The organism is Klebsiella sp. LY (genome assembly GCF_004010915.1).
In the GTDB taxonomy this organism is placed as follows: Bacteria; Pseudomonadota; Gammaproteobacteria; order Enterobacterales; family Enterobacteriaceae; genus Klebsiella; species Klebsiella quasipneumoniae.
In genome coordinates, this window is sequence record NZ_CP022444.1 from 4,422,713 (window position 1) to 4,449,674 (window position 26,962).

Below are 26,962 nucleotides of genomic sequence, written 5' to 3' on the forward strand. Positions count from 1 at the left end.
TCACTTTTTAGCGATGATGTTTGACCACCTGCCTATCCTATAATTGACTGGTTCATAATTAATCACGCTAACTGGTGAAACATAAAACACAGATCATGAATAATCTGCCGCTGCTAAATGATTTACGCGTCTTTATGCTGGTCGCTCGCCGGGCCGGGTTCGCCGCTGCCGCCGAAGAGCTTGGCGTATCACCGGCGTTCGTCAGCAAGCGGGTTTCGCTGCTGGAGCAAACCCTGAATGTGGTGTTGTTGCACCGGACCACCCGCCGGGTCACCATTACCGAGGAGGGGGAGCGGATCTACGAATGGGCGCAGCGCATTCTGCAGGATGTCGATGAGATGATGGACGAGCTTTCCGACGTGCGCCAGGTGCCGCAGGGAACGCTGCGTATTATCAGTAGCTTCGGCTTTGGTCGCCGGGTGGTGGCCCCGGCGCTGTCGGCGCTGGCCCTTCAGTACCCGCAGCTGGAACTGCGTTTCGATGTCCAGGACCGGCTGGTGGATTTAGTCAATGAAGGGGTGGATCTCGATATTCGCGTGGGCGATGATATCGCGCCGAATCTGATTGCCCGCCAGCTGGCGGCCAACCACCGCGTGCTCTGCGCCTCGCCGCAATTCCTTGCCCGCCATCCACCGCCGAAACAGCTGAGCGATCTGGCCGCCTTACCCTGCCTGGTGATTAAAGAACGCGATCATCCGTTTGGCATCTGGCAGTTGCACAGCAAAGAGGGGCAGCATGCCATCAAAGTGACCGGGCCGCTGTCGTCCAACCATGGTGAAATTGTGCATCAGTGGTGTCTGGACGGGCAGGGAATTGCGTTACGTTCATGGTGGGACGTCCGGGAGAATATCGCCAGCGGCCATCTGGTGCATGTGCTGCCGGAATTCTTTCAGCCTGCCAACGTCTGGGCAGTCTATGTCTCCCGGCTGGCGACGTCGGCTAAAATTCGCACCACTGTGGAGTTTCTGCGCCACTACTTTCAGCAGCACTATCCGCAGCATGAGCCGACGGCCAGCGCCGTCGGCAGAGGCGATTAAACCCCCAGGCGGTCGCGCAGACTGTAGTAGGCGGCGCCCATGGCGGTGAAGGGAATGCGCAGGCTGCGGCCGCCCGGGAACGGGTAGTGCGGCAGTTTGGCAAAGGCGTCGAAACGCTCAGCGTCACCGCGCAGCAGTTCCGAAATCAACCGTCCGGCGAGGTGGGTACAGGTGACCCCATGCCCGCTGTAGCCCTGCATGTAGTAGATGTTGGTATCGAGGCGACCAAACTGCGGCATCCTTGAGAGGGTCAACAGGAAGTTGCCGGTCCAGCGGTAGTCGATTTTCACCCCTTTCAGCTGCGGGAAGGTTTTCAGCAGCTTCGGCATAATCAGCCGTTCCACATCGTCCGGGTCGCGGGCGCCGTAGACCACGCCGCCGCCATACAGCAGGCGGTTGTCGCCGGTGAGGCGGTAGTAATCCAACAGATAGTTACAGTCTTCCACACAGTAGTTTTTCGGGATCAGCGAGCGAGCGACCTCCTCCGACAGCGGAGCGGTGGTGACCACCTGGGTGCCGCAAGGCATGCTGCGCTTTGCCAGCTCCGGCTCCAGTTTGTCGCCGAGATAGGCGTTGCCGGCGACGATCACATAGCGGGCAGTGACCTGGCCGCGGGGGGTGCTGACCACTGCCGGAGTGGAGTGCTGAATGCGGGTGACCGGCGACTGCTCATAGACCCGGCCGCCGTTCAGGCGGATGGCGTCCGCTTCGCCGATGGCGAGGTTGAGCGGATGAATATGGCCGCCGCTGTGGTCGAGCAGGGCGCCGACGTAGCGGTCGCTGTCCACTTCGCGACGAATCGCCTCTCTGTCCAGCAGCTCCAGCTGCGTGTTGCCGTAGCGCTCCCAGTTGGCTTTCTGTTCTTCCAGCGTCTCCAGCTGTTTGTGATTCATCGCCACGAACAGGCCGCCCGGGCGATAATCGCACTGGATCTGGTAGCGCTGGATACGTTCGCGAATAATATCGCCGCCTTCGAACATCATGCTGCCGAGCATTTTAGCGGCATCCGGGCCGTAGTTTTTTTCAATCACGTCGATATCGCGGCTGTAGGAGTTAACCAGCTGACCGCCATTGCGGCCGCTGGCGCCGAAGCCGATGCGCGCCCCTTCCAGCACCACCACGTCGTAGCCCATTTCGGCCAGATGCAGGGCAGACGAGAGTCCGGTGTAGCCGCCGCCGACGACGCAGACGTCGCAGCTTATCGATTCGTCCAGCGTCGGAAAGGGTTCATATTTGTTGGCGCTGGCGGCGTAATAGCTGGTGGTATGTTCGGTCATGATTAAGACTCCAGGGCAATCCAGATGGTTTTCAGTTCGGTGAATTTTTCCAGCGCGTGCAGCGACTTATCGCGTCCGTTGCCGCTCTGTTTGTAACCGCCGAAGGGGACGGTCATATCACCATCGTTATAGTTGTTGACGAAGACCGAACCGGCCTTCAGGCGGCGGCTCATGCGGTGGGCGCGTGAGAGATCGCGGGTCCATACCGCAGCGCCGAGGCCGTAGTCGCTGTCGTTGGCAAGCCGCAGCGCCTCGTCTTCGCTTTTGAAGCGAGTCACCACCAGCACCGGGCCGAAGATCTCTTCCCGGCTGAGGGTGGAGGCCGGGTCGACGTCAACAAAAATGGTTGGGCCGACGGCGGCAGGCCACGGATTTTTCCGCCCGTCGAGGAACAGCGTGCTTTTGCTTTCGCCGCCGCGAATAAAACTGTGCACGCTGTCGGCATGGGTGTTGTCAATCAGCATGCCCATGGTGGTGTTTGGGTCGAGCGGGTTGCCCGGCTGCCAGTGTTGCGCTTCGGTTTTCAGTCGTGCCAGGAACTCGTCGGCGATGCTCTCCTCCAGCAGCAGGCGAGTGCCGGCGATGCACACCTGCCCCTGGTTGTAGAAGATGCCGCCGGCGGTGGCGCTGACCGCTTTTTGCAGATCAGGGCAGTCGGCGAAGACGATGTTGGCGCTCTTGCCGCCCGCTTCCAGCCACACGCGCTTCATATTGCTGTCGCCGGCGTCTTTCAGCAGCTGCTTGCCGGTGCGGGTGGAGCCGGTAAAGGTAAGGACCTCCACGTCTGGATGCAGGGCCAGCGCCTGTCCGGCTTCGTGACCAAAGCCGCTGACCACGTTCAGCACGCCGTCCGGCAGGCCCGCCTCTTTCGCCAGCCCGGCGAGGCGCAGCGCGGTGAGCGGCGATTTTTCCGAGGGCTTAAGGATCACGCTGTTGCCCGCCGCCAGCGCCGGGCCGAGCTTCCAGCAGGCCAGCAGCAGCGGGAAGTTCCACGGCACCACCGCGGCGATGACGCCAATCGGTTCGCGGACGATCATCGCCAGCTCGTTGCTGCCGGTAGGAGCCACTTCGCCATAGACTTTATCCAGCGCTTCGGCATACCAGCGGATGGCGCGGGCGGCGCCGGGAATATCGTCGCGCAGGCTGTGGCGAATCGGCTTACCGGTATCCAGCGTTTCCAGCAGCGCCAGCTCTTCGCAGTGGGCCTCTATCAGGTCGGCAAAGCGTGTGAGAACCGCTTTACGCTGCGTGGGAGCGGCCTGTGACCAGTCGCCGTTATCAAAGACCCGACGCGCGGCCTTCACCGCCAGCTCAACGTCGGCTTTTTTGCCGCGAGCGACATGGGCTAACGTGTGCTGCGCGGCAGGGTCAATGGTTTCAAAGGTGGTATTATCGACCGCGGCGCAATATTCGCCGTTAATAAATAATCGTGTTTCAATGGCCAGGCTTTTCGCTTTTTCCTGCCAGTAAGCCAGGTGCTGAAAATTCATCATGACTCCTTAAAAAACATTATCGGCAAATTAATCACATCGGCGTTTTCAGGCTGCACGGGGGCGCTGCGCCAGGCGCAGGGCATAGTGTATCCCCGGAGTTGAATACCGTTTTATCACCCTAAATTTCGACAGGTTGTCTGCATGCCGAATAATTCAGGGGTGAGTCGCCATTCACGGCGTTAATTATTTCAGGGCCAGCAGAAAATAAGATTCCCTTCCGGCACCAACGTTATGACTGCGAGTTTTTCGCGGCGACGAAAATAAAATTTCCGCCGCCGCAGGTCTGAAGAAAGCCTGAAGCTCGTTCAGGCTAAATATTCAGAATGTGGTGGGGGTGTGGGCACTGATGATGCGGCAGATGCCTGCCGAGGTGTTGCTGAAGCTGTGCGGGATGCCGGTATTAATGGCATAGCTCTGTCCAGCCACCAGGTGGTACGACTGACCGTTAATCGTCAGCACAATCTCACCCTCCAGTATGGTGCCTATCTCCTCACCCTGATGCTTAATCCTCTCCCCGGTCGTGGTTCCAGGCTGGTAAGTTTCAAAAATCATCGCCAGCGTACGGTTCGGATTTCCGTTATGAACCAGCTTCATGGAAACGCCCTGACTGCCCATTTCGATAAGGTCATCCTGATTAATGACCACCTGGGGTTCGTCCGGCTTTTCGGGTTCAGAAAAGAATTCCGAGAGCGACAGCCCATAGACTTTCAGCAGCTTTTGCAGCGTACTGATGGCAGGACTGACTTTGTCCTGCTCTATGGTGCTGATGGCACTATGTGTTAACCCAGACAGTTCGGCGGCACGACGCTGCGAAAGACCCAGCTGTTGGCGGATCTCTGACAGACGTTTCCCTGGCGCCAGTCCGTCATCGCTCATATTTGCATTTCCTTAACGGTAGTGGTCAGCGCCGCCGCTTTTCAGCATGATGGCCCTGACAGGCGGTGATAAAACCATCAAACAACATACGCGACAGGGCGTATTCGCTACTGTTCCATTCAGGATGCCACTGTACGCCCAGCGCGAAAGGGTGATCGTTCACGCTGACCGCTTCCACCAGTCCATCCGGCGCTCGCGCCTCCACGCGCAGCTGCGGACTGAGGGTTTTTGCCCCTTGCCCATGTAGCGAGTTTACCCAAAACGTGTTGCAGCCCGGTATCAATTGCGACAGCAATCCTCCTTCCTGAACCTCAACCTGATGGGACGGCGCATACTGCTGCTCGACGGGCAGTTCAGGATCTTCGCGATGCTCCAGCAGCTCAGGCTGCTCGAACAGACGACGATACAGAGTCCCACCGGTGGCGACAACCAGTTCCTGCAGTCCACGACAGATGGCGAAAATGGGGATGCGCCTTTCGAGTGCGGCGTTAATCAGCGCCATGCTCAGAAGATCACGCCCGGGGTCGGCGTCAGGCTCATCGCCGTTTTCACCATAAAGGTGCGGCTGCACGTTACTGGGGCTGCCTGGCAGGTATATCCCATCCAGTTTATCGACTAACGCGTTCAGCAGATCCGGCTCTGCCAGCGCATGTGGCAGGGCGATCGGCAGTCCGCCGGCGTTAACAATTGCATTCAGGTACTTTTCTTGCAAGGTTTGGGTCTGGTGACCCTTAAGCCTGTTTCTACACATCACGACGCCAATAACTGGCTTGTACATTATATTTTCCATGATCGCCCTCACAAAGTGGACTAAATTATGACCGCTATAGCGGGTTTAACGGCCATATCGTTCAATATTTTCTCAATCTAGCAGTGGAAATAGCCCTTTGCAAACTTAATTTAACATTTGACAAACAATTTATTTGCATACACAGTCGATGGGGTGGACATTATATTTAACGGTCTGAGTGCAGGACCGAAACCAAACCAACGGCGGTGAATCATGGAAACCAATATCGTAGAAGTTGAGAATTTTGTTCAGCAAACGGAAGAGAGACGGGTCAGCGCGTTCGCGAAAGAAGTGAAGCGCTACCTCGAAACCTACCCTGATACCCAATATGTTGATGTCCTCCTCACTGACCTGAACGGCTGCTTCCGCGGCAAGCGCATCCCGGTTGCCGGCCTGAGCAAGCTGGAGAAAGGCTGTTATTTCCCGGCTTCGGTGTTTGCGATGGATATTCTCGGCAACGTCGTGGAAGAGGCCGGTCTGGGCCAGGAGATGGGCGAGCCGGATCGCAGCTGCATTCCGGTGCCCGGCACCTTAACGCCTTCAGCGGCCGATCCGCAGTCGATAGCCCAGGTACAGTTGACCATGGTTGATGAAGATGGCGCTCCCTTTGACGTTGAGCCGCGGAACGTACTCAACCGCCTCTGGCAGCAGTTGCGCCAGCGCGGGCTGTTCCCCGTGGTAGCGGTAGAGCTGGAGTTCTATTTACTGGACCGCAAACGCGATGCCGAAGGCTACCTGCAGCCGCCGTGCGCGCCGGGCACCGACGATCGCAACACCCAAAGCCAGGTCTACTCGGTCGATAACCTGAACCACTTTGCCGACGTGCTCAACGACATCGACGAGCTGGCGAAACTGCAGCTGATCCCCGCCGACGGCGCGGTGGCCGAAGCCTCGCCGGGCCAGTTTGAAATCAACCTCCACCATACCGATAACGTGCTGGACGCCTGCGATGATGCGCTGGCGTTAAAACGTCTCGTGCGTTTAATGGCGGAGAAGCATAAGATGCACGCCACTTTTATGGCTAAGCCTTATGAAGAGCATGCGGGCAGCGGAATGCATATCCACATCAGCATGCTGAACAATAAAGGGGAAAACGTGCTGGTGGACGGCGACGGGGAAGACTCCGCGCTGCTTAAACGCGCGCTGGCCGGGATGATCGATCTGATGCCGGCCTCGATGGCGCTGCTGGCGCCGAACGTGAACTCGTATCGCCGCTTCCAGCCAGGGATGTATGTCCCGACGCAGGCTTCCTGGGGGCATAACAACCGTACCGTGGCGCTGCGGATCCCATGCGGCGAGCGGCAGAACCACCGCGTGGAGTATCGCGTGGCGGGGGCGGACGCCAATCCGTATCTGGTGATGGCGGCGATTTTCGCCGGCATTCTGCACGGGCTGGATAACCCTCAGCTGCCTTTGCAGGAAGAGGTGGAAGGTAACGGCCTGGAACAAGAGGGTCTGCCGTTCCCGATCCGCCAGAGCGATGCGCTGTGGGAGTTTATGCAGAACGATCACCTGCGTGAGCGTCTCGGCGAGCGTTTCTGCCACGTTTTCCATGCCTGCAAGCATGATGAATTACTGCAGTTTGAGCGTCTTATCACAGAAACTGAAATTGAGTGGATGTTGAAAAACGCCTGATGGTCGCCCCGCAAGGGGCGCATGAGTTGAGTCATGAGTAGCATCATACGGCCTGAGCGGAGCCTGGTCGTCCTTTTTGCTGGGAGCCCAGCCATTTCCCGGATGTCGCGTTAAGGAGCGCAGGCGGCAACGGGGCTTCAGTTAACGACACAGTGTGTGACGAGGAAATGAGATGATGCAGATGTTCAAATATCCGCAGGGAGAGGGAGGCCGCTCAGGCCGCATTGGATGCCAGCCAGCAACCGCTCACCGGTCCGTCTTACCCTTTTATTTATGCCTTATCCCCTTGCTAAGCAGGTTTGTCACGCGAACGTTGTGTCCGCAAACTGTTATCCGCAAGGGGGGAATGGGCGATGGCTATTAATCTTCCTGCGCATAACGCCGCTCAGGCGGGCAGACCGCGTCTGCGTAAATCCCTCAAACTCTGGCAAGTGGTGATGATGGGGCTGGCCTATCTGACGCCGATGACGGTGTTTGATACCTTCGGCATCGTCTCCGGTATCAGCAACGGCCACGTCCCGGCGTCTTATTTGCTGGCGCTGGCTGGCGTGCTGTTCACCGCCATCAGCTACGGCAAACTGGTGCGCCAGTTCCCGGAAGCCGGCTCCGCCTACACCTACGCGCAAAAATCCATCAGTCCGCACGTCGGCTTTATGGTCGGCTGGTCCTCGCTACTGGATTATCTGTTCCTGCCGATGATCAACGTCCTGTTGGCGAAGATCTATCTCTCGGCGCTGTTCCCTGAGGTGCCGCCATGGGTGTGGGTGGTGACCTTTGTCGCCATTCTGACCGCCGCAAACCTGAAAAGCGTTAATCTGGTGGCGAACTTCAACACCCTGTTCGTGCTGGTGCAGATCTCGATTATGGTGGTATTCGTCATTCTGGTGGTTCAGGGGCTGCACAAAGGCGAGGGGGTAGGGACCGTCTGGTCGCTGCAGCCGTTTATCAGTCAGAATGCGCATCTGATCCCGATTATTACCGGGGCGACCATCGTCTGCTTCTCGTTTCTCGGCTTCGACGCCGTGACCACACTGTCGGAAGAGACGCCTGACGCCGCGCGGGTGATCCCGAAGGCTATTTTTCTCACCGCGATGTACGGCGGCATTATTTTCATCGTCGCGTCGTTCTTTATGCAGCTGTTTTTCCCGGATATTCATCGCTTTAAAGACCCGGACGCCGCGCTGCCGGAGATTGCGCTGTACGTGGGCGGCAAGCTGTTCCAGTCAATATTCCTCTGCACCACCTTTGTTAACACCCTGGCGTCCGGCCTGGCGTCCCATGCCAGCGTCTCCCGTCTGCTGTACGTGATGGGTCGCGATAACGTCTTCCCGGAGCGCATTTTCGGCTATGTGCATCCGAAATGGCGCACCCCGGCGTTGAACGTGATTATGGTGGGTATCGTCGCGCTGTCGGCGCTGTTCTTCGACCTGGTGACCGCCACCGCGTTAATTAACTTCGGCGCGCTGGTGGCCTTCACCTTCGTTAACCTGTCGGTGTTCAACCACTTCTGGCGTCGCAAGGGGTACAACAAAACCTGGAAGGATCGACTGCACTATCTGCTGCTGCCGATGGTCGGGGCGTTGACGGTAGGGGTGCTGTGGATCAACCTCGAGGCCACTTCCCTGACGCTCGGCCTGGTGTGGGCGGCGCTTGGTCTGCTGTATCTGGCTTATCTGACCCAACGTTTCCGTAAACCGCCGCCGCAGTTCGATGCCGCCAAGGCGGAGCAGGCCTGGGAGTCCTAGAACCTGACGCTGAAACCGAACGAAGGCAGGCCCGCAGGCCTGCCTTTGTTTTTGGTTCGGTAAGGTACAGTACAGGATGGTAAAGAAATCAGCAGAAAACGGCGGAGAACGGAAGGTATTATTTCTTCTTTTTATGGACAGGTAACTGACTGGCGCGCCGCTCTTTGAGGTACGACACCAGGCTGTAGATGGCGACGCCCAGCAGCGCCACCGCGACGATAAAGAGAATAAGACCCGACATAGACCAACCTAATATTCTGTTTAGAAAGGGAAAAAGATACAGGGCTCTGTGTGAAGATAACATCGGGATATGTCTGAAAGATGACGCCTCATCGCGAGAATATCTGCTGTCGGGGTTGTGATAAAATATTTCCCGCAGGAATGTGACAGCCTGGCTTTCAGCTGAAATGGCGTAACACTCCGTTAAGTGATTTTACAGAAGTGCGGCCAGCAACGGGTTACGCTGACCGCGAATAAGAATGATCTGAGAGTAAGACATGTATAAGACAACCCTCAGCCTGCTGGGCGTGGCGCTGGCGCTGACGGCCTTCGCCAGTCAGGCTGAAAATGAACGTCAGGCGAGCCGCGAGCGGATCGTGGAGCAGGTCCTGAAACCCTGTGAAGGCAAAAAAGCGGGCGATAAGGTAGTGATCACCGATCGCCGCGGCGGGGAGCACGAGGCGATCTGTACCCTGGCGGCGGTTCCGCTGCCGGAATAATGCCCGCCGCCGGGGCGAGTTAGCGATACCGCGGCGCCGGTTGCCCGGTTCGCGCGCTGGTAAACAGCGCCAGTCGCGTCTGCTCGAAAGCCTCCCACAGTCCCAGATCATGCACTGGCGGTAAGGTGACCTTTTCCCCCATTTCGAGTCCCCTGAGAGCGGCGTCAACCAGATCCTCGGTGGTCATTACCGTACCGGTGGGCAGGGCGTCGAGCGCCACGCCGGAGGTCGGCCACAGATCGGTGGCGGTCGCCGCCGGCAATACTGCCTGAATACGCACGCCGCTGTCGGCGAACTCATCCTGCAGGCCACGGGTAAAGCTCAACACCCAGGCTTTGCTGGCGCTGTAGACCGCGCTGCCCGGCAGCGTATGCAGCGCAAGAATAGAGGCAATATTGATCAGCGTTCCGCGGCCCCGGGGAGCGAAAGCGGCCAGTGCGGCATAGCTCAGGCGCAGAAGCGCGGTGGTGTTGAGCGTATGAATCGCCTGGTGCTCGCGCGACGTGCTGGCGAGAAAGCCCGCCATTTTTGCCGTTCCGGCGTTGTTGATGAACAGGTCAACGGCGGGATCCTGCTGCAGACGCTGCTCTACGGCTTCAATGCCTTGCTCCTCGCTCAGGTCGGCCTTGAGGATGCTGGCCCGGATGGCGTAGCGCGCCTGCAGTTGCCCGGCGAGCGCCTGCAGCCGATCTTCACGACGGGCGGCGAGGATCAGATCGTAGCCGCGGGCGGCAAGTCGTTCGGCATAGATCGCGCCGATACCTGAGGAAGCGCCGGTGATAAAAGCAGTGTGCGATGACTGGGACATGAGTATTGCCTCTTAAAAGGTTGCATTATTAAACCAAATTCAGCATGAGATATCTGGTTTAATAATGCAACCATTTTGCCGGGCTTTTTTTATTTCTGCCTGCCGCAGGGAGCGATTAGTCGTTCAGCGGGAGGGCGATGGTGATATCCGCTGGGGACAGCTCACGGCCATCGGCCGCCAGCAGCACCAGTTTACGCAGGGGCTGACGCTGCTGGCGGTCAATGAGCCGCGTCGCCGGTTCGTCCGGGTCGAACAGATAGTCGTCCGCCCACTGGGAGAGGGCGACCAGCACGGTCTGCAGGGCGCGGCCCTTATCCGTCAGGACATACTCCTGCCAGGCGCTGCCGTCGGAGGCCGGCTGCAAATGCAGGATGCCTTCATCCACCAGCATTTTCAGGCGTCCGGCGAGCATATTTTTGGCAATGCCGAGGTTTTTCTGGAATTCGCTAAAACGGCGTACCCCGCGGAGGGCATCACGGACGATAAGCAGCGACCACCAGTCGCCGATAACGTCGAGGGAGCGGGCGACAGGACAGCAGCTGTTTTCCAGACGGGTACGTTTCACGAAAGCCTCCAGGTTAGTTGTTTCATTATAAAACTATTTGGTCGGCAGAGGAAATTTTCGGCTCCGGTCTAAGTTTGCGAGCGAATGCCAGGAAAAATGGCCTAAATCCGTCACAATTAACCCGATGATAATAAATGACTAAGGATGAAGGGATGAAAATATGTCTACTCGCCGCCGCCGTAGCCGGCGCGGTCATGTTATCCGCTGGCGCCCAGGCGCAGGACACGGCCGCCCCAGAGGGGTATCAGCTGCAGCAGGTGCTGATCATGAGTCGTCACAACCTTCGCGCGCCGCTGGCCAATAACGGCAGCGTGCTGGAGCAGTCCACCGCCAAAGCCTGGCCGCAGTGGGATGTGCCGGGCGGCCAGCTGACCACCAAGGGAGGCGTGCTGGAGGTGTATATGGGCCACTATATGCGCGAATGGCTGGCGCAACAGAAGCTGGTGACCAGCGGGGAGTGCCCGCCGGAAAACGCCGTTTACGCCTACGCTAACAGCCTGCAGCGCACCGTCGCCACTGCGCAGTTCTTTATCACCGGCGCGTTCCCGGGCTGCGGCATTGCGGTGCATCATCAGCCGCAGATGGGCACCATGGACCCGACCTTCAACCCGGTTATCACCGACGACTCCCCGGCGTTTCGCGAGAAAGCGCTGCAGGCGATGGAAAAAGAGCGCCAGGGGATGCAGTTGACCGAGAGCTACAAGCTGCTGGAGACAATGATCGATTACCGCAACTCGCCCTCCTGCAAAGAGAAGCAGGTCTGTTCCCTGAGCGAGGGTAAAGATACCTTTAGCGCCGGTTATCAGCAGGAGCCGGGGGTATCCGGGCCGCTGAAGGTGGGCAACTCGCTGGTGGACGCCTTCACCCTGCAATACTATGAAGGCTTCCCGAAAGATCAGGTGGCGTGGGGGGAGATCACCAGCGATAAGCAGTGGCAGGTGCTGTCGAAGCTGAAAAACGGCTACCAGGATAGTCTGTTTACCTCGACGGCAGTGGCGCAAAATGTGGCCAAACCGCTGGTTAAATATATCGATAACGCGCTGGTGGGTGAGGGAGCCAGCAAGGCGAAAGTCACCCTGCTGGTGGGACACGACTCGAATATCGCCTCACTGCTGACGGCGCTGGACTTTAAGCCCTATCAACTTCCTGGCCAGTACGAGCGCACGCCTATCGGCGGCAAACTGCTGTTTCAGCGCTGGCACGACAGCGGCAGCAACCGCGATCTGATGAAGATTGAGTATGTCTATCAGAGCACTGAGCAGCTGCGTAATGCCGACCCGTTGACGTTGCAGACCCCGCCACAGCGGGTCACGCTGGCGCTTAACGGCTGCCCGGTCGATGACCAGGGATTCTGCCCGCTGGAGACCTTTAAAAAGGTGATCAACGAGGCGGCGAAATAATGAAAAAACCCGGAGCAATCCGGGTTTTTAGCAGGTTAGGGTGAGACTCAGCAGGGATAAACACCCTATACGTTTTTACGCTCAATCGTCTGTTCACCCCAGAACAGCGCATCTTTATCGGTTTTGGCAAAGGCCAGTGCCAGCACTTCGTCGCTGCCTTCCTCCCAAATTTGCTCAGCCAGTTTTTCATCGTAGTGGGCAACTTCGAAAATCGCCTCGGCGATCTCCGGCGAGGTGTTACGTAAACTTGCCCATTCGCCGACGCGATGTGCTTTTGCTTCTTGAGTTGGCATAGTGCTCCTCCTGCGGAAGATTAGCCGTGCAGTTTAACGGCCAGTTTGGCGACATGTTCACCCTGATAGCGGGCGATGGCTAACTCTTCCTCGCTTGGCTGACGCGAACCGTCGCCGCCGGCAATAGTGGTGGCGCCATAAGGCGTCCCGCCGCGGACCTGGGAGATGTCGAACAGCTCCTGTGCGCCGTAGCCGATTGGGACGATGATCATCCCGTGGTGGGCCAGCGTCGTCCAGGTGGAGGTAATGGTTTGTTCCTGGCCGCCACCGGTGCCGGTTGAGCTGAATACGCTGGCGATCTTACCGTACAGCGCGCCGGATGCCCACAGGCCGCCGGTCTGATCGAGGAAGGTGCGCATTTGTCCGGACATATTGCCGAAACGAGTCGGGGTACCAAAGATGATGGCGTCATACTCAGCCAGCTCCTGCGGCGTGGCGACAGGCGCGTTTTGCGTTTTCCCGCCTGCTTTGGCAAACGCTTCTGCCTGCATGGTTTCCGGCACGCGCTTCACAACCACCTCAACGCCGTCCACCCGGTTCGCCCCATCGGCGACGGCGTGAGCCATGGTTTCAATGTGTCCATACATGGAATAATAAAGCACCAGAATTTTAGCCATTTCCATCACTCCTCGGTTGCATTATAAGCCAGCCAAATAGCTGGTACCTTTAAAGATAAAGCCTCTGCCGAAGAGTGCAAATCCAACGGGCATTTATTTGATTTATAACAAAATGACAAAACATTATTTACTTTTCCTTGCGCAGCGCGGCCTGAGCGGCTGAGAAGCGGGAAGCGATGCCTCCGTTATACTGGCCGGTGCGGCGAGGATGTAGCATCAGGATACATTTTTTGCTGACTATTTTTTCTTCGGCAGCAGAGCAGGTTAGCGCCATCAGGCGGCGCGAGGGGATTTTTTTCGCCAGGCTTTGTTTCTGAATGTGACATTTTGCCATCGTCAGCGGCAGTCATTCACTAACCTTATAGATACGCGGCAGAACAGCGGCGTCGCCGCTCCCGCGTAATGCACTATGATGTCTAACCTAATGGAGGTCAGTAATGGCAAACCATCGTGGCGGTTCTGGCAACTTTGCTGAAGACCGTGAAAGAGCATCAGAAGCAGGACGTAAAGGTGGCCAGCATAGCGGGGGGAATTTTAAAAATGACCCTCAGCGCGCCTCAGAGGCTGGCAAAAAAGGGGGTAAAAACAGTCATGGAAGTCGTGAGAGTTAACGCGCGACTGGCACTGTTCTCTTTGATGCGGTGTTAATCTCCCCGACCCAACCGCATCGCCCTCGCCGCCGGCATCTGCCTGCGGTTTTTTTTAGCTGTCGGAGGTTGCGCTCCCGCCGGGCCGATTGCACACTGGTCGCCCGTTTATCGTCATGGCTGTCTTATGTCTTCGTTAAAATTCTCCGTTAGCCGCCAGGAAGCGCTCCTTATCATGATCACCATGTTCTGGGGAGGGACGTTCCTTGCCGTACAGTATGCGGTCAGCCTCAGTGGGCCGCTGTTTTTTGTCGGCCTGCGTTTCGCGACCGCCGCGCTGGCGGTGGGCCTGCTCTCGCTCCGCACCCTGCGCGGCCTGACGTGGCTGGAGGTGAAGGCGGGGGTGGCGATTGGCGTGGCGATTGCGCTGGGGTATGGCCTGCAGACCTGGGGGCTGCAGTCGATCTCCAGCAGCAAGTCTGCCTTTATCACGGCGATGTATGTGCCGCTGGTGCCGCTGCTGCAGTGGCTGTGCCTGGGGCGTATGCCGGGGGTGATGTCCTGCGTGGGGATTGTGCTGGCCTTTATCGGTTTGATCCTGCTGGCCGGGCCGGAAAACAATCTGTTGGCGCTTGGCGTGGGGGAGATGATCACTCTGGCGAGTGCGCTGGCGATCGCCGCGGAGATTATCCTTATCAGCGCCTGGGCCGGAAAAGTGGATGTCCGACGGGTGACGGTGGTGCAGCTGGCGACCGCGTCGCTGGTGGCTTTCGCTGCCATGAAGCCGGCCGGTGAGTCGGTGCCGCCGTTGACGCCGACGCTGCTCGGCGTGGCGCTGGGGCTGGGCATTTTCAGCGCGATCATTCAGGTGACCATGAACTGGGCGCAGCGCAGCGTCTCGCCGACGCGGGCCACGCTGATCTATACCGGCGAACCGGTATGGGCCGGTATTTTTGGCCGGCTGGCCGGCGAGCGTCTGCCGCTGCTGGCCCTCCTTGGCTGCTTCTTTATCCTCGCGGGAGTGCTGGTGAGCGAGCTGAAGTGGAAGCGCAAACCGCCGCCGCAGATGTCAACGAATGACGATGCGCAGCCGCTCCCGGACCTGGCCGATCGTCGCGAGCCGTAATTTTACGCTTCTGATCCTACAGCGGCGCTTAGCCTGGCTGGCCTACTCGTCCGGCTCTGATCGTCTCCAGGCCCGCGCAAGCGCAGCGCCGCCTGGCAAGATATCAGGCACGGTATCCATGATTTCGCCGGGTGGCGGCTGCGCCTTACCAGGCCTACGTTCGTACGACCTGTTATTAATTTAACCACTTGCGCGACTGAAACTGCCGGTGCTGACGGCCTCAAAATCGCTGAGACGTTCCCGGAAGGCCGGGGCAGCCCGCATGGATGCGGGCTGAGGGCCGTGTTTTGCAGGGACGCTGCCTCGGCCCGACCCGCAGCCTGCAGGGATAAGTCGAAGGTACCACGCAGTGGCGATTTTGCTGGCCGGAGCCCGGGGGTACAGGGGGCGGTGGCGACTGGCCGCCCCCTGTGCGCTCCCTGCGCTATGGAAAACAGAGTGCAGAAAAATTAACCGGGAGCGCAATCTGCCCGGCATTAACATAGAAGTTGTAGCCCTGCTAAGCGCAGCGCGAGCAGGGAAATATTCGGTTGTACCGTTATTTCGCCGGGTGGCGGCTGCGCCTTACCCGGCCTACGTTCGTACGACCTGTCGTTAATTTATTCACCATTGTTGCTGAAACTGCCGGTGCTGACGGCCTCAACATCGCTGAGACGTTCCCGGCAGGCCGGATGGCGGCATAACTGCCTTATCCGGCCCACACCGCTCCCTGCGCCAACGCCGCGCTAATGTGGCTTAAACCGGCGTTACTCTGGCCTCCTTCGCCTCCCGCGTCCCGCGATGAAGCAGCGCGTGCAGCAGGATCGCCCCGAAGGTGGCGGTACCAATCCCGCCCAGCGTAAAGCCGCCCAGCGACAGCGCGAAATCGCCGGCGCCCAGCACCAGGGTCACAGACACCATGATCAGATTGCTGTTCTGGCTGAGGTCGACGCGGTTTTGCACCCAGATCCGCGCCCCGGCGACGGCGATCAGGCCAAAGACCACGATCGAGGCGCCGCCGATCACCGGCCCGGGAATGGTGTGGATTAATGCGCCGAATTTCGGCGAGAAGCCCAGCAGCATGGCAATCAGCGCCGCGGCGACAAACACCAGCGTCGAGTAGACCTTGGTCACCGCCATGACGCCGATGTTCTCCGCGTAGGTCGTGACCCCGCTGCCGCCCACCGAGCCGGAGAGCATGGTCGCCAGACCGTCGCCGACGAAGGCGCGCCCCATGTACGGATCCATATTGCGCCCGGTCATCCCGGCGACGGCCTTCAGGTGCCCGAGATTCTCGGCCACCAGGATCACCGCGACCGGGGCAATCAACATCATCGCCTGGCCGTTAAAGGATGGGGGGGTAAAGTGCGGCAGCCCGAACCACGCCGCCTGGGCGAGGGGGGAGAAGTCCAGCGGTTTGCCGAGGCCAAAACCGTTAGCCAGCAGGGCGTACAGCGCGCAGGCGACGATCAGGCCGACCAGGATCAGCAGACGCTGCAGCATCCCGCGGGTAAATACCGCGACTATGCCGATACAGAGCACGGTCAACACCGCCATCCAGCTGTCGAAGGCGCTGGCGGACACGCTGCGCACGGCAATCGGCGCCAGGTTCAGGCCGATAGCCATCACCACCGCCCCGGTCACCACCGGCGGCATCAGGCGCTCGATCCAGCGGGTGCCGATCTTCATCACCACCAGACCGATCAGGGTGTAGACCAGCCCGCAGGCGATGATCCCGCCAAGGGCGACGCTCAGATGAGGGTTCAGCCCCTGGCCATTAAAGCCGGTAATGGCGATCACCACCCCTACAAAGGCGGCGCTCGAGCCGAGATAGCTCGGCACCCGTCCGCCGGTGACGACAAAGAACAGCAGGGTGCCGACTCCCGACATCAGTATCGACAGGTTAGGGTCGAGCCCCATCAGCAACGGCATCAGCACCGTCGCGCCGAACATCGCAACGGCGTGCTGCACGCCCATCACCAGCGTTTGCCCGGCCGATAAGCGTTCATCGGGCGCGACGACGCCGGATTCGGCGGCGGGGGAGGTCAGCTTCCAGCGAGGAAAATCGAAGAGTGCCATGATGATATCCCGGGTTAGAGGTTAACAAGCGGGTCGCATAAGCGTGTGATAGCCGCGGTCAAACCACATCAGACCCCGGGGTTCCGGGTGACGGGTAATGGCCACGACGTGACAAAACAGGATGTCGTGCGTGCCGACGCTGACGCGCTGGTCGATGCGGCAGTCAAAGCTGACCAGCGCCGCCTCCAGCCGCGGGCAGCCGGTGGCGCCGGTCTGCCAGTCGGCGGCAGCAAAGCGCTCGTCCATCGCCGTTTTTCCGCCAAACAGCGTCGACAGCGCCTCCTGTCCCGCCGCCAGGGTATTGACGCACAGCGTGTGATGTTCGCTGAACACCGGCCACACCGAGGCCGAGCGGTTCAGGCAGACCAGCAGGGTCGGCGGGGTGTCGGTCACGCTGCAGACCGCGCTGGCGGTAAATCCCGCCCGGCCCGCCGGGCCATCGGTGGTAATAATGTTAACCGCGGCGCCGACGTGGGCCATGGCGTCACGGAAACTCGCTTTGTCCGCTAACTCCATCGTAAACTCCTTATGCCAGCAGGCAGGCTTCATCAAAGGACAGACGCGGCAGTCGGCCGTACAGTTTGCCGGGGTCGCCATAGCCGATGTTCACCAGCAGGTTGCTTTTCCAGCCGTTGTCGGCGAAAAACGCCGCATCGACTTTTTCCCGGTCGAAGCCGGACATTGGCCCGGTGTCGAGACCCAGCGCCCGGCAGGCGAAAATCAGATATGCTGCCTGCAGGGAGCTGTTGCGAAACGCGGTCTCCTCCGCCAGCTGCGGGCTGGAGGTGAACCAGCTGCGGGCGTCACCGTGGGGAAAGAGGGTCGGTAGCCGGTCGTAAAAGGCGCTGTCCCACGCCACGATGGCGGTCACCGGCGCCTGCATGGTTTTTTGCAGATTGCCGCTGGAGAGCGTCGGGCGAAGTTTCTCTTTGCCTTCCGCGCTGCGCACAAACACGATGCGCGCCGGCGAACAGTTGGCGGAAGTCGGCCCCATTTTCATCAGGTCCCAGACTGCCTGCAGCTGCGCATCGCTCACTGGCTTATCCAGCCAGCCGTTGTGGGTTCGGGCCTGGGTAAACAGCGTCTCGCAGGCCGTCTGGTTTATCGCGTCGTTCATCGGGTCTCCGTGGCGACCGGCAGCATAGCGGCCAGCCCGTCGCGTAAAATGGTATTAAAGGTATCGGCGTCGGTGACGTTACAGGCATGGCCGCCCCATGGCATTTCCACGTGCTGGCTGCCGGGGATCGCCGTCTGCAGCACGCGGGAGCAGGAGGCCGGGACCAGCAGATCGTCAGCGGCGCTGATAATCAGCGTCGGGCAGGCGATGGCCGCCGCGCGACGCGAAAAATCAGCCTGCTTCAGGGCCTGCAGCCGCTTCAGCAGGTTCTCCTTGCCCTGAAAATGGCTGATGGCAAGCGCATCTTCCGCTTCGAGGCGCGGCAGGCGCGCGGCCATCCATTCCGCCGGGTAGAGAAACAGCGGCTGTGCTTCGACCCACGCCTGCGCGCCGCCGGCATGCAGCAGACGCTCGCGCACCAGGAAGCAGCGGCGGGTGTGCGGCGACAGCGACAGCCAGCCGTTGACCAGCACCAGGGCGCTCACCGCCTCGGGGCGATCGAGCGCCAGCTGCAGGCCAATTAGCGCCCCCAGCGCGTGGCCCACCAGCGCGAATCGGGCGATCCCCGCCGCCTGCAGAGCGCTGAACAGCTCTCCGGCCATCGTCGCCATGCTGTAGTCGGCGGGCAGCGGACCGGCGTTCTCCCCGGTCCCGTTATGGTCATAACTCACCAGCTGATACTGTTCCTCCAGCGCCGCGCGCTGCGCCAGCCAGTAGCCGCCGCCGCCGCCCAGACCGGCGCTGAGGACCACCACCGGCGCGCCGGGCCATGGGGCTGGAGCAATATTGAGCCTCATCATGTCGGGGTGCCGATATGGGCGACGCTGGCGATTTCCACCAGCGCATCGGGCTTCACCAGACCGCACTGAATGCAAAAGCGCGCGGGTTTATCGCCGGGGAAAAACTCGGCGTAAACCTCGTTAATCGCGGCGTAATTTGTCCAGTCGGTGATAAAGATGCTGTTGAAAGTCACATCCGCCATACTCCCGCCCGCCGTTTCGATAACGCTCTTGATGGTCTCCAGCACGTGGCGGGTTTGCGCCTTTGGGTCGCCGATGTGCACCACATTATTTTGCTTATCAAACGGCAGAGTGCCGGAGACGTAGACCACGCCATCGGCGAGCGTCCCCGGAACAAAGGGGGCAATCGGCGTGGTAGTGCCTGGCGGAATGATCACCTGTTTAGGCATAACGTTTCTCCTTGGCTAAAGACAGCGGGGTGGCAGGGGATAGCGCGCGGCAGAAGCTCTCGACGTCGCTGACCCAGCCGAAAAAGGTTTCAATATTGAACAGCGCCGCCTGCTGGGCGAAGGCCGGGCCGGCCTGATGGGTGGCATCCTCCAGCACCACGCCGAAGTATTCGAGGAAGAAGCCATCGCGCAGCGTCGATTCGACGCAGACGTTGGTGGCGATCCCGGTGAACACCAGGTGGCGTATACCGCGGCTGCGCAAAATGCTGTCGAGTGGGGTGTTAAAGAAGCCGCTGTAGCGCGGTTTCGGCAACACGATGTCGCCTTCCTGCGGCGTCAGTTCGTCCACCAGCTGATAGTCCCAGCCGCCTTTCGCCAACAGCTTGCCCTGCAGCTCCGGGCGCTGACGCATCGTTTTCAGCGCATTGGACTTGTGGTAGTTCGGCGAGCCCGGGCCGCCGGCTTCAACATACTGGTCATCCCAGCCATTCTGGAACCAGATAATCAGCATGCCCGCGGCGCGGGCGGCGGCGACGGCGGTATTAATATTGTCGATAACCGGTCGGGTGGCGGAGACGTCAAAGCCGGCAAGATCCAGATAGCCGCCCTGGCTGGCGTAGGCGTTCTGCATATCGACAACAATCAGCGCGCTCTGCTGCGGCGCGAAGGTCAGGGATTCCGGGCGAGCGGGAAGGGTAATCATCAGGCCACCTCACGGGTAACAGGAGCAATGTGGTCCCGGCAGCGCATCAGCGGCTGAATGCGTTCGCCAAAGGCGTCGATGCCGGCAAGAAAATCATCAAAGGTCAGCAGCACGCCGTCGGTGCCGGGCACGCTCGCTACTTCATCAAGCATACGGGCGACGCTGGCATACGATCCGACAAGGGTGCCCATGTTGATATTGACCGCCGAGGTTGGGTCGGCCATCTGGCGCACGTTGGTATCGCTGCCGGAGCGGGTGTCTTTCTGACTCTGCTCGGTGAGCCACGCCAGCGCTTCTTCATCGGCGCCCGCTTTGTAGTGCTCCCATTTGGCGCGCGCCGCTTCGTCGGTTTCGTCGGCGATCACCATGAACAGCACATAGGAGCCTACGTCACGGCCGGTTTTTTCCGCCGCCTGCATCATGCGCGCTGCGGTCGGCGCGAAGGCCGTCGGCGTGTTGACCCCTTTGCCAAAGCAGAAGTTGTAGTCCGCGTGCTGGGCGGAGAAGGCCATACCGGCGTCGCTCTGCCCGGCGCAGATCACCTTCATCGGCTGCGAAGGGCGCGGGCTGACCCGGCAGTCGTTCATGGTGAAGTAATCGCCTTTGAAATCGCTGCGCCCGGTGCCCCACAGGTCGCGTAGCACCTGAACGTATTCGGTGAGATAGTCATAGCGGCTGGCGAAATAGTCATCCCCCGGCCACATGCCCATCTGGTCATATTCCGGTTTTTGCCAGCCGGTCACCAGATTGACGCCAAACCGGCCGCCGGAGATGGAATCGATGGTGGAGGCCATCCGGGCGACGATCGCCGGCGGCAGCGTCAGGGTGGCGGCGGTGGCGTAGATCTGGATCTTCGAGGTCACCGCGGCCAGGCCGGCCATCAGGGTGAAGGACTCCAGGTTGTGATCCCAAAATTCTGTTTTCCCGCCGAAGCCGCGCAGCTTGATCATGGAGAGCGCGAAGTCGAAATGGTAGTGCTCGGCTTTCTGCACGATAGCCTTATTCAGTTCGAAGGTCGGCATATACTGCGGGGCATGGGTGGAGATCAGCCAGCCGTTGTTGCCAATGGGAACGAAAACACCAATTTTCATACCTACCTCTCTACAGTCATGGAAGATGGGTTGCGGTGGCGCGGCATCCTGCCTCTCCCTGGACCACCTCGCAGAACAGGTAAAGCAAACGCGATGCCAGTTTTATAAATGTTAATGTTATTAATGTGTTGCTATTGGGTTGCTAAAAAGAACGATAAAAAAGTGGACTGGATGGTCAAAATCAGTGCACGAAAAAACGGCAGTCATGCGCAATCAGGGTGCATGGGGTCGTGTCGGCGAAGGGCTTTTGCTATGCTGGTGGCGTCAACTGAAGGAGAGGATGTATGGCACAGGGCGCGGTGAAGAAAAACGGCAAACGTTCACAAGCGGTCAGCGCCAAAAAGGAGGCCATCCTGGCCGCCGCGCTGGAGGCATTTTCGCAATTTGGTATTCACGGTACGCGGCTGGAGCAGGTAGCTGAGCGCGCCGGGGTGTCGAAAACCAATCTGCTTTATTACTACCCTTCGAAAGAGGCGCTGTACGTGGCCGTTCTGCAGCAGATCCTCGCCATCTGGCTGGCGCCGCTGAAGGCCTTTCGCGAGGATATCAGCCCGCTGGTGGCGATCCGCGAGTATATTCGCCTGAAGCTGGAGGTGTCCCGCGATCACCCCCAGGCCTCTAAGCTCTTCTGTCTCGAGATGCTGCAGGGCGCGCCGCTGCTGATGGGTGAGCTGACCGGGGATCTGAAAGCGCTGGTCGATGAGAAATCGGCGATTGTCTCCGGCTGGGTCGACCGCGGCAAGCTGGCGCCGGTCGATCCGCAGCATTTAATCTTTATGATCTGGGCCACTACCCAGCATTACGCCGACTTCGCCACCCAGGTAGAGGCGGTCACCGGCGCCACGCTGCAGGACGCGGCCTTTTTTGAGCAAACGGTCGATAATGTCCAGCGGATGATTATCGAAGGCATTCGCGTCCGTTAGTTAATTGGCCGGCGGCAGCGGGCAGCTTTGATCGCCGTCCTCGCACTGCAGCAGCGAGGCGAGGAAAGATTCCCGCTCCACGCTCTTATCGGTCATGCACTGGCTCAGCAGCATCGGCTGCATGCTGCCGCCTTCGGCGCCGGACGCGAGGAAGGCGCAGTCGGCGTCGCGCAGAGCAATCCATGCCTGCTGCGCCTGTTTCAGTAATGTCTGCTGTTTACCCACCGCCCGCTGCAGAGCCTGCTGCCAGGTGTCGTTCAGTTTTTTGTCGGCTGCCTGAAACTGCGCGGCCGCGCACTGATTCATTTCGGTTTGGGTGTTGGCGTTGCTGCACTCGTCCGCCAGCGCCGCGCCGCTGGCCAGCAGGGCCGCCACGGCAAATAACATGCGTTTCATTGTTCTGCTCCCATAAAAAAGGCTCCCGTCAGGGAGCCCTAATTAAGCACAGCTGACGTCGGCTGTCATTAGCTGATCGCATCGCAGATTGATTGCCCGAATGGCGGCGCACAGCGCCTTATCCGGGCTACCTCGTTGTATTGTTATGTTGTCGGGTGGCGCTACGCTTACCCGACCTACAATACTGGCCGCCCCCCGTGCCATGAGACAGGTAGCCCCGGTAAGCGCAGCGCCACCGGGGATGATCACAGCGCCGCTCTCCCGGATGGCGGCGCACAGCGCCTTATCCGGGCTACCCTTTGGCGGTGGTAGGTAGCCCCGGTAACACAGCGCCACCGGGGTGCCCGGGTTAGCCGATGGTCATCAGGCTGGCGTTACCGCCTGCCGCCGCGGTGTTGACGCTCAGCGAACGCTCGATATACAGCCGCTCCAGCAGCAGATTGGTTTCGCCGCGGGCGAAGCCCTGCACGGAGACAATCGCCCCGTCGCGCGCTGCCACCTGCTCGCACAGCTCGCGCAGCTGGTCGGAATCGCCGTGATAGATAACCGCGTCGAAGGCCTGAGCGGGCAACTGATCCGCTTTGGCAAAACGGATCCGCTCGCTGACGTCCCGCGGCAGTTTCTTCGCCAGATCGCGCTGCAGGGCGCTGTCCGGCCACAGCACTTCACAACCGACCGCCAGCACAGCCGCCAGCTGGATCAGCGCATCCTGCTCATTATCCGCCACGCACAGCACGCGCTCGCGGGGCATCAGCGTCAGGGTGTTGCGCTCGCCGGTTGGCCCCGGCAGCAGGCGTTGGGTGCCGCTTTGCGCCTGCTCGCTGTACTGCTGGCACAGCGCCTGCAGCTCAGGTCGGCCCGCCGCCCACTGCTGCAGCGCCTGCAGTGGTTTTTCCAGCAGCGTTTTCAGCTGGGCGTCCAGCGGACGCTCTGCATCCTGGCGGGCGAAGGTCACGCCAACGGCGCCCTGCGGACGGCTGGAAAGCAGACGATAAAGGTACAGCGGGCCGCCGGCTTTTGGACCGGTACCGGACAACCCTTCGCCGCCGAACGGCTGCACGCCGACCACGGCGCCAACCATATTGCGGTTGACGTACAGGTTGCCCACCTTCGCGCTGCCGGTGACCTGGGCGATGGTCTCGTCGATGCGGGTATGCACGCCGAGGGTCAGGCCGTAACCGGAGGCGTTAATCTGCTCCACCAGTTTATCCAGCTCGTTACGGTTATAGCGCACCACGTGCAGCACCGGGCCGAAAACCTCTTTTTTCAGCTCGTCAAAGCTGTCGAGTTCGATAAGCGTCGGCGGCACGAAGGTTCCTTGCTTCCATTCGCGGGCGTCTTCGCTATTCTCGCGCACCGCCTGATAGACGGTGCGGCCTTTGGCGCGCATCGTCTGAATATGGCGTTCGATATTCTCTTTCGCTTCTGCATCGATAACCGGACCGATATCGGTGGTCAGGCGGCCCGGATTGCCCATCCGACACTCGCTCATCGCGCCCCGCAGCATGGTTAAGGTGTGGTCGGCTACCTCTTCCTGCAGGCAGAGGACGCGCAGGGCGGAGCAGCGCTGGCCGGCGCTGTCGAATGCGGAGGCCAGGACGTCGATCACCACCTGCTCGGTGAGCGCCGACGAGTCGACGATCATCGCGTTCATCCCGCCAGTTTCGGCGATCAGCGGCGTCGGGCGTCCCTGAGCGTCAAGGCGGCTGGCGATATTGCGTTGCAGCAGGGTGGCCACTTCGGTGGAGCCGGTGAACATCACGCCGCGCACGCGCTCATCGGATGTCAGCGCGGCGCCGACGGTTTCCCCGCGGCCCGGCAGCAGTTGGATCACCCCTGGCGGCACGCCGGCTTCCAGCAGGATCGCCACGCCCTGGGCGGCGATCAGCGGCGTCTGCTCGGCCGGTTTCGCCAGCACGCTGTTGCCGGCCGCCAGCGCGGCGGCAATCTGCCCGGTGAAGATCGCCAGCGGGAAGTTCCACGGGCTGATACAGACCACCGGACCCAGCGGACGGTGGGTTTCATTATCGAAATCGTCGCGCACCTGGCCGGCATAGTAGTGGAGGAAGTCAACGGCTTCGCGCACTTCGGCGATGGCGTTGCTGAAGGTTTTACCCGCTTCGCGCACCAGGATCCCCATCAGGGTCGGCATCTGGCTTTCCATCAGCACCGCGGCGCGCTCGAGAATGGCGGCGCGCTCCTGCGGCGGGGTGGCGAACCAGATTGGCGCGTTGTTGATAGCGCTGGTCAGCGCCTGCTGGACTTCGTCATCGCTGGCTTCCCGGACGTAGCCGACAATGTCCTTTGGCTCAGCCGGGTTGACTACCGGCTGCATCTCGCCTTCGGCTACCGGCTGCTCCAGCATCGGCAATGCCTGCCATTTATGCAGGGCGCTGTTGAGCAGGGAAGAGGAGAGGGAGGCCAGACGATGCTCGTTAGCCAGATCCAGACCGGCGGAGTTGCTCCGGCCGCTGCCGTAGAGATCGCGCGGCAGCGGGATTTTCGGATGCGGCAGGCCGGCCTGGCCTTCCTGCTGCGCCAGTTTTTCTACCGCGCTGACCGGGTCGGCCACCAGCTCGTCCAGCGGCAGGGTATTGTCCGCGATACGGTTGACGAAGGAGGTATTGGCGCCGTTCTCCAGCAGACGACGCACCAGATACGCCAGCAGCGTCTCGTGGGTGCCCACCGGGGCGTAGATCCGGCATGGCCGGTTCAGTTTGCCGTCGGCGACTTTGCCCACCACCTGCTCGTACAGCGGTTCGCCCATGCCGTGCAGGCACTGGAACTCATACTGGCCAGGGTAGTAGTTCTGGCCCGCCAGCTGGTAGATAGCCGCCAGGGTATGGGCGTTGTGGGTGGCGAACTGCGGATAAATCAGGTTCGGCACCGCCAGCAGCTTTTTCGCGCAGGCGAGATAGGAGACGTCGGTGTAAACCTTGCGGGTGTAGACCGGATAGCCTTCGAGACCTTCCATCTGCGCGCGTTTGATTTCGCTGTCCCAGTAGGCGCCTTTCACCAGACGGATCATCAGGCGACGGCGGCTGCGGGTGGCGAGGTCAATCAGGTAATCAATGACAAACGGACAGCGCTTCTGGTAGGCCTGAATCACGAAGCCAATCCCGTTCCAGCCCGCCAGCTCCGGCTCGAAGCACAGTTTTTCCAGCAGGTCGAGAGAGATCTCCAGACGGTCCGCTTCTTCGGCGTCGATGTTAATGCCGATGTCATACTGGCGCGCCAGCAGTGTCAGCGATTTCAGACGCGGGTAGAGCTCTTCCATCACCCGGTCATACTGGGCGCGGCTGTAGCGTGGGTGCAGAGCCGACAGCTTAATGGAGATGCCCGGCCCTTCATAAATGCCGCGGCCGTTAGAGGCTTTGCCGATGGCGTGGATCGCCTGCTGATAAGAGACCATATAGGCCTGGGCGTCGGCGGCGGTCAGGGCCGCTTCGCCTAGCATGTCGTAAGAGTAACGGAAACCTTTATCTTCCAGCTTGCGGGCGTTGGCCAGCGCTTCGGCGATGGTTTCCCCGGTGACGAACTGTTCGCCCATCAGTCGCATCGCCATATCCACGCCCTTGCGGATCAGCGGTTCGCCGCTCTTGCCGATGATGCGGTTCAGCGAGCGGGAGAGGCTGGTTTCGTTGTGGGTGGAGACCAGTTTGCCGGTGAACAGCAGCCCCCAGGTGGCGGCGTTGACGAACAGCGACGGGCTGCGGCCGATGTGCGACTGCCAGTTGCCGTTGCTGATTTTGTCGCGGATTAGCGCATCGCGGGTGGCTTTATCCGGAATACGCAGCAGGGCTTCCGCCAGACACATCAGCGCCACCCCTTCCTGTGAGGAGAGGGAGAACTCCTGCAGCAGACTCTGCACCATGCCGGCGCGGCCGCTGGCGGTCTTCTGGTTGCGTAGTTTTTCCGCCAGTTGATACGCCAGCTTATGCGCCTGCTCGCCCAGCGGCTGCGGCAGTCGGGCCTGCTCCAGCAGCATCGGCACCGCGTCGGTTTCCGGGCGACGCCAGGCGGCGGTGATCGCCGCGCGGCTTACCGACTGCGGCAGGATCTGCTCGGCGAATTCGAGGAACGGCTGATACGGCTCTTCCGTTAATACGCTGGCGTCATCGCTTTCGTTGGCGGCCCCGGAGAGCAGCGCCGGTAGCTCGGGCAGCGTCTCATCGTTCTCCAGTTTTTCCAGATAATTGAAGATGGCCTGCTTAATCAGCCAGTGCGGCGTGCGGTCAATGCGGCTCGCGGCGGACTTAATGCGCTCGCGGGTTGCGTCGTCAAGCTTAACACCCATGGTGGTGGTGCCCATGCTCAAAACTCCTGTCATTTATCGTTAGCTTATGCGGTTGCATGGAAATATCCACTATGTTGCAACTTTGTGCAACCATGTTAATTATGGCTTGTGACGAAAGCCGTGAAATGGCGGATTTGTTAAAAATAATGCCTAAAATAGCAGAATTTTAACCCCGGGCTCATAGGGTATTTGTATGCGTAAGTTAACACTTTTGTTTGGT

Annotated in this window: 27 protein-coding genes; 8 read left to right on the plus strand and 19 right to left on the minus strand. The window is 60.1% G+C overall.

Features of this window, described 5'->3' with window-relative positions; translation table 11 throughout:
* Positions 1-74: 74 nt before the first annotated feature.
* Positions 75-1,037: a LysR substrate-binding domain-containing protein gene (locus CE636_RS24550; protein ID WP_008805923.1), complete on the plus strand. Its 963-nt coding sequence runs from the start codon at positions 75-77 to the stop codon at positions 1,035-1,037.
* Here CE636_RS24550 and CE636_RS24555 read toward each other — a convergent pair.
* The 4 genes from CE636_RS24555 to puuD form a co-directional block, all read right to left on the minus strand.
* A complete protein-coding gene (locus CE636_RS24555) occupies positions 1,034-2,314 on the minus strand; it encodes an NAD(P)/FAD-dependent oxidoreductase (protein WP_017899482.1) in 1,281 nt (426 codons plus the stop codon). The genes CE636_RS24550 and CE636_RS24555 overlap by 4 nt on opposite strands.
* A gap of 2 nt (positions 2,315-2,316) precedes the next feature.
* Positions 2,317-3,804, minus strand: coding sequence for an aldehyde dehydrogenase PuuC (puuC, locus tag CE636_RS24560; protein WP_017899483.1), 1,488 nt, complete (start codon positions 3,802-3,804; stop codon positions 2,317-2,319).
* A gap of 321 nt (positions 3,805-4,125) precedes the next feature.
* Entirely contained in the window at positions 4,126-4,683 is a 558-nt protein-coding gene (puuR, locus tag CE636_RS24565; protein ID WP_002898590.1) for an HTH-type transcriptional regulator PuuR, read from the minus strand.
* A gap of 25 nt (positions 4,684-4,708) precedes the next feature.
* Positions 4,709-5,461: a gamma-glutamyl-gamma-aminobutyrate hydrolase gene (gene puuD, locus CE636_RS24570; RefSeq protein WP_025999163.1), complete on the minus strand. Its 753-nt coding sequence runs from the start codon at positions 5,459-5,461 to the stop codon at positions 4,709-4,711.
* Positions 5,462-5,686: 225 nt separating this feature from the next.
* On the opposite strand from puuD, the gene CE636_RS24575 reads away from it, so the two are divergent.
* On the plus strand, positions 5,687-7,108 hold the full coding sequence (locus tag CE636_RS24575) for a glutamine synthetase family protein (protein WP_002898595.1): 1,422 nt from the start codon (positions 5,687-5,689) through the stop codon (positions 7,106-7,108).
* Positions 7,109-7,461: 353 nt separating this feature from the next.
* A complete protein-coding gene (locus tag CE636_RS24585) occupies positions 7,462-8,853 on the plus strand; it encodes an APC family permease (protein ID WP_004201476.1) in 1,392 nt (463 codons plus the stop codon).
* Between the two features lie 118 nt (positions 8,854-8,971).
* Here the strand turns inward: CE636_RS24585 and CE636_RS24590 are convergent, their stop codons facing one another.
* On the minus strand, positions 8,972-9,094 hold the full coding sequence (locus CE636_RS24590) for a small membrane protein (protein WP_002898600.1): 123 nt from the start codon (positions 9,092-9,094) through the stop codon (positions 8,972-8,974).
* 256 nt (positions 9,095-9,350) lie between these two features.
* Here CE636_RS24590 and CE636_RS24595 point away from each other — a divergent pair, with 256 nt between their 5' ends.
* A complete protein-coding gene (locus CE636_RS24595) occupies positions 9,351-9,572 on the plus strand; it encodes a hypothetical protein (RefSeq protein ID WP_004201478.1) in 222 nt (73 codons plus the stop codon).
* A gap of 19 nt (positions 9,573-9,591) precedes the next feature.
* Here CE636_RS24595 and CE636_RS24600 read toward each other — a convergent pair whose 3' ends face one another.
* Complete coding sequence (locus CE636_RS24600) at positions 9,592-10,380, minus strand: SDR family NAD(P)-dependent oxidoreductase (RefSeq protein ID WP_004201480.1); 789 nt, start codon at positions 10,378-10,380, stop codon at positions 9,592-9,594.
* A gap of 115 nt (positions 10,381-10,495) precedes the next feature.
* Entirely contained in the window at positions 10,496-10,945 is a 450-nt protein-coding gene (locus CE636_RS24605) for a winged helix-turn-helix transcriptional regulator (protein WP_017899484.1), read from the minus strand.
* A gap of 152 nt (positions 10,946-11,097) precedes the next feature.
* Between CE636_RS24605 and agp the strand changes: the two genes are divergently transcribed.
* Positions 11,098-12,345, plus strand: coding sequence for a bifunctional glucose-1-phosphatase/inositol phosphatase (agp, locus tag CE636_RS24610; RefSeq protein ID WP_017899485.1), 1,248 nt, complete (start codon positions 11,098-11,100; stop codon positions 12,343-12,345).
* Positions 12,346-12,410: 65 nt separating this feature from the next.
* Here the strand turns inward: agp and CE636_RS24615 are convergent, their stop codons facing one another.
* The 3 genes from CE636_RS24615 to CE636_RS24625 form a co-directional block, all read right to left on the minus strand.
* Positions 12,411-12,638 (minus strand): YccJ family protein, encoded by a 228-nt coding sequence (locus tag CE636_RS24615; RefSeq protein ID WP_008805934.1) that lies wholly within the window; start codon positions 12,636-12,638, stop codon positions 12,411-12,413.
* A 20-nt stretch (positions 12,639-12,658) separates the two neighbouring features.
* Positions 12,659-13,255 carry an NAD(P)H:quinone oxidoreductase gene (gene wrbA / locus CE636_RS24620; RefSeq protein ID WP_002898704.1) on the minus strand — a complete coding sequence of 199 codons (597 nt, stop codon included), beginning with the start codon at positions 13,253-13,255 and terminating at the stop codon, positions 12,659-12,661.
* 127 nt (positions 13,256-13,382) lie between these two features.
* A complete protein-coding gene (locus tag CE636_RS24625) occupies positions 13,383-13,589 on the minus strand; it encodes a hypothetical protein (protein WP_017899486.1) in 207 nt (68 codons plus the stop codon).
* Between the two features lie 103 nt (positions 13,590-13,692).
* Here CE636_RS24625 and CE636_RS24630 point away from each other — a divergent pair, with 103 nt between their 5' ends.
* Both CE636_RS24630 and CE636_RS24635 read left to right on the plus strand, forming a co-directional pair.
* The gene (locus CE636_RS24630) at positions 13,693-13,866 is read left to right on the plus strand and encodes a general stress protein (protein ID WP_002898708.1); all 174 of its coding nucleotides are present in this window, start codon (positions 13,693-13,695) and stop codon (positions 13,864-13,866) included.
* A 163-nt stretch (positions 13,867-14,029) separates the two neighbouring features.
* The gene (locus tag CE636_RS24635) at positions 14,030-14,968 is read left to right on the plus strand and encodes a DMT family transporter (RefSeq protein ID WP_017899487.1); all 939 of its coding nucleotides are present in this window, start codon (positions 14,030-14,032) and stop codon (positions 14,966-14,968) included.
* A gap of 735 nt (positions 14,969-15,703) precedes the next feature.
* Here the strand turns inward: CE636_RS24635 and rutG are convergent.
* Genes rutG through rutA form a run of 7 tightly spaced genes read right to left on the minus strand, consistent with a single transcriptional unit; the run spans position 15,704 to position 21,126 of the window.
* On the minus strand, positions 15,704-17,026 hold the full coding sequence (gene rutG / locus CE636_RS24650; RefSeq protein WP_004204500.1) for a pyrimidine utilization transport protein G: 1,323 nt from the start codon (positions 17,024-17,026) through the stop codon (positions 15,704-15,706).
* Between the two features lie 21 nt (positions 17,027-17,047).
* Positions 17,048-17,542: an NADH-dependent FMN reductase RutF gene (gene rutF / locus CE636_RS24655; protein ID WP_012968592.1), complete on the minus strand. Its 495-nt coding sequence runs from the start codon at positions 17,540-17,542 to the stop codon at positions 17,048-17,050.
* A gap of 10 nt (positions 17,543-17,552) precedes the next feature.
* A complete protein-coding gene (locus tag CE636_RS24660; RefSeq protein WP_017901103.1) occupies positions 17,553-18,143 on the minus strand; it encodes a malonic semialdehyde reductase in 591 nt (196 codons plus the stop codon).
* Entirely contained in the window at positions 18,140-18,943 is an 804-nt protein-coding gene (gene rutD / locus CE636_RS24665; protein WP_017901104.1) for a pyrimidine utilization protein D, read from the minus strand. Before rutD ends, CE636_RS24660 begins: the two co-directional genes overlap by 4 nt.
* Complete coding sequence (gene rutC / locus CE636_RS24670) at positions 18,940-19,332, minus strand: pyrimidine utilization protein C (protein ID WP_004204505.1); 393 nt, start codon at positions 19,330-19,332, stop codon at positions 18,940-18,942. The genes rutD and rutC overlap by 4 nt, the downstream gene beginning before the upstream one ends.
* Positions 19,325-20,035 carry a pyrimidine utilization protein B gene (rutB, locus tag CE636_RS24675; protein ID WP_004204506.1) on the minus strand — a complete coding sequence of 237 codons (711 nt, stop codon included), beginning with the start codon at positions 20,033-20,035 and terminating at the stop codon, positions 19,325-19,327. Before rutB ends, rutC begins: the two co-directional genes overlap by 8 nt.
* Entirely contained in the window at positions 20,035-21,126 is a 1,092-nt protein-coding gene (rutA, locus tag CE636_RS24680) for a pyrimidine utilization protein A (RefSeq protein ID WP_004204507.1), read from the minus strand. Before rutA ends, rutB begins: the two co-directional genes overlap by 1 nt.
* Positions 21,127-21,410: 284 nt before the next feature.
* Here rutA and rutR point away from each other — a divergent pair, with 284 nt between their 5' ends.
* Positions 21,411-22,049 (plus strand): HTH-type transcriptional regulator RutR, encoded by a 639-nt coding sequence (gene rutR / locus CE636_RS24685; protein WP_017901105.1) that lies wholly within the window; start codon positions 21,411-21,413, stop codon positions 22,047-22,049.
* Here the strand turns inward: rutR and CE636_RS24690 are convergent, their stop codons facing one another.
* Both CE636_RS24690 and putA read right to left on the minus strand, forming a co-directional pair.
* Positions 22,050-22,445: a lysozyme inhibitor LprI family protein gene (locus CE636_RS24690; protein ID WP_017901106.1), complete on the minus strand. Its 396-nt coding sequence runs from the start codon at positions 22,443-22,445 to the stop codon at positions 22,050-22,052.
* A 349-nt stretch (positions 22,446-22,794) separates the two neighbouring features.
* Positions 22,795-26,757, minus strand: coding sequence for a trifunctional transcriptional regulator/proline dehydrogenase/L-glutamate gamma-semialdehyde dehydrogenase (putA, locus tag CE636_RS24695; RefSeq protein ID WP_017901107.1), 3,963 nt, complete (start codon positions 26,755-26,757; stop codon positions 22,795-22,797).
* Positions 26,758-26,962 lie beyond the last annotated feature (205 nt).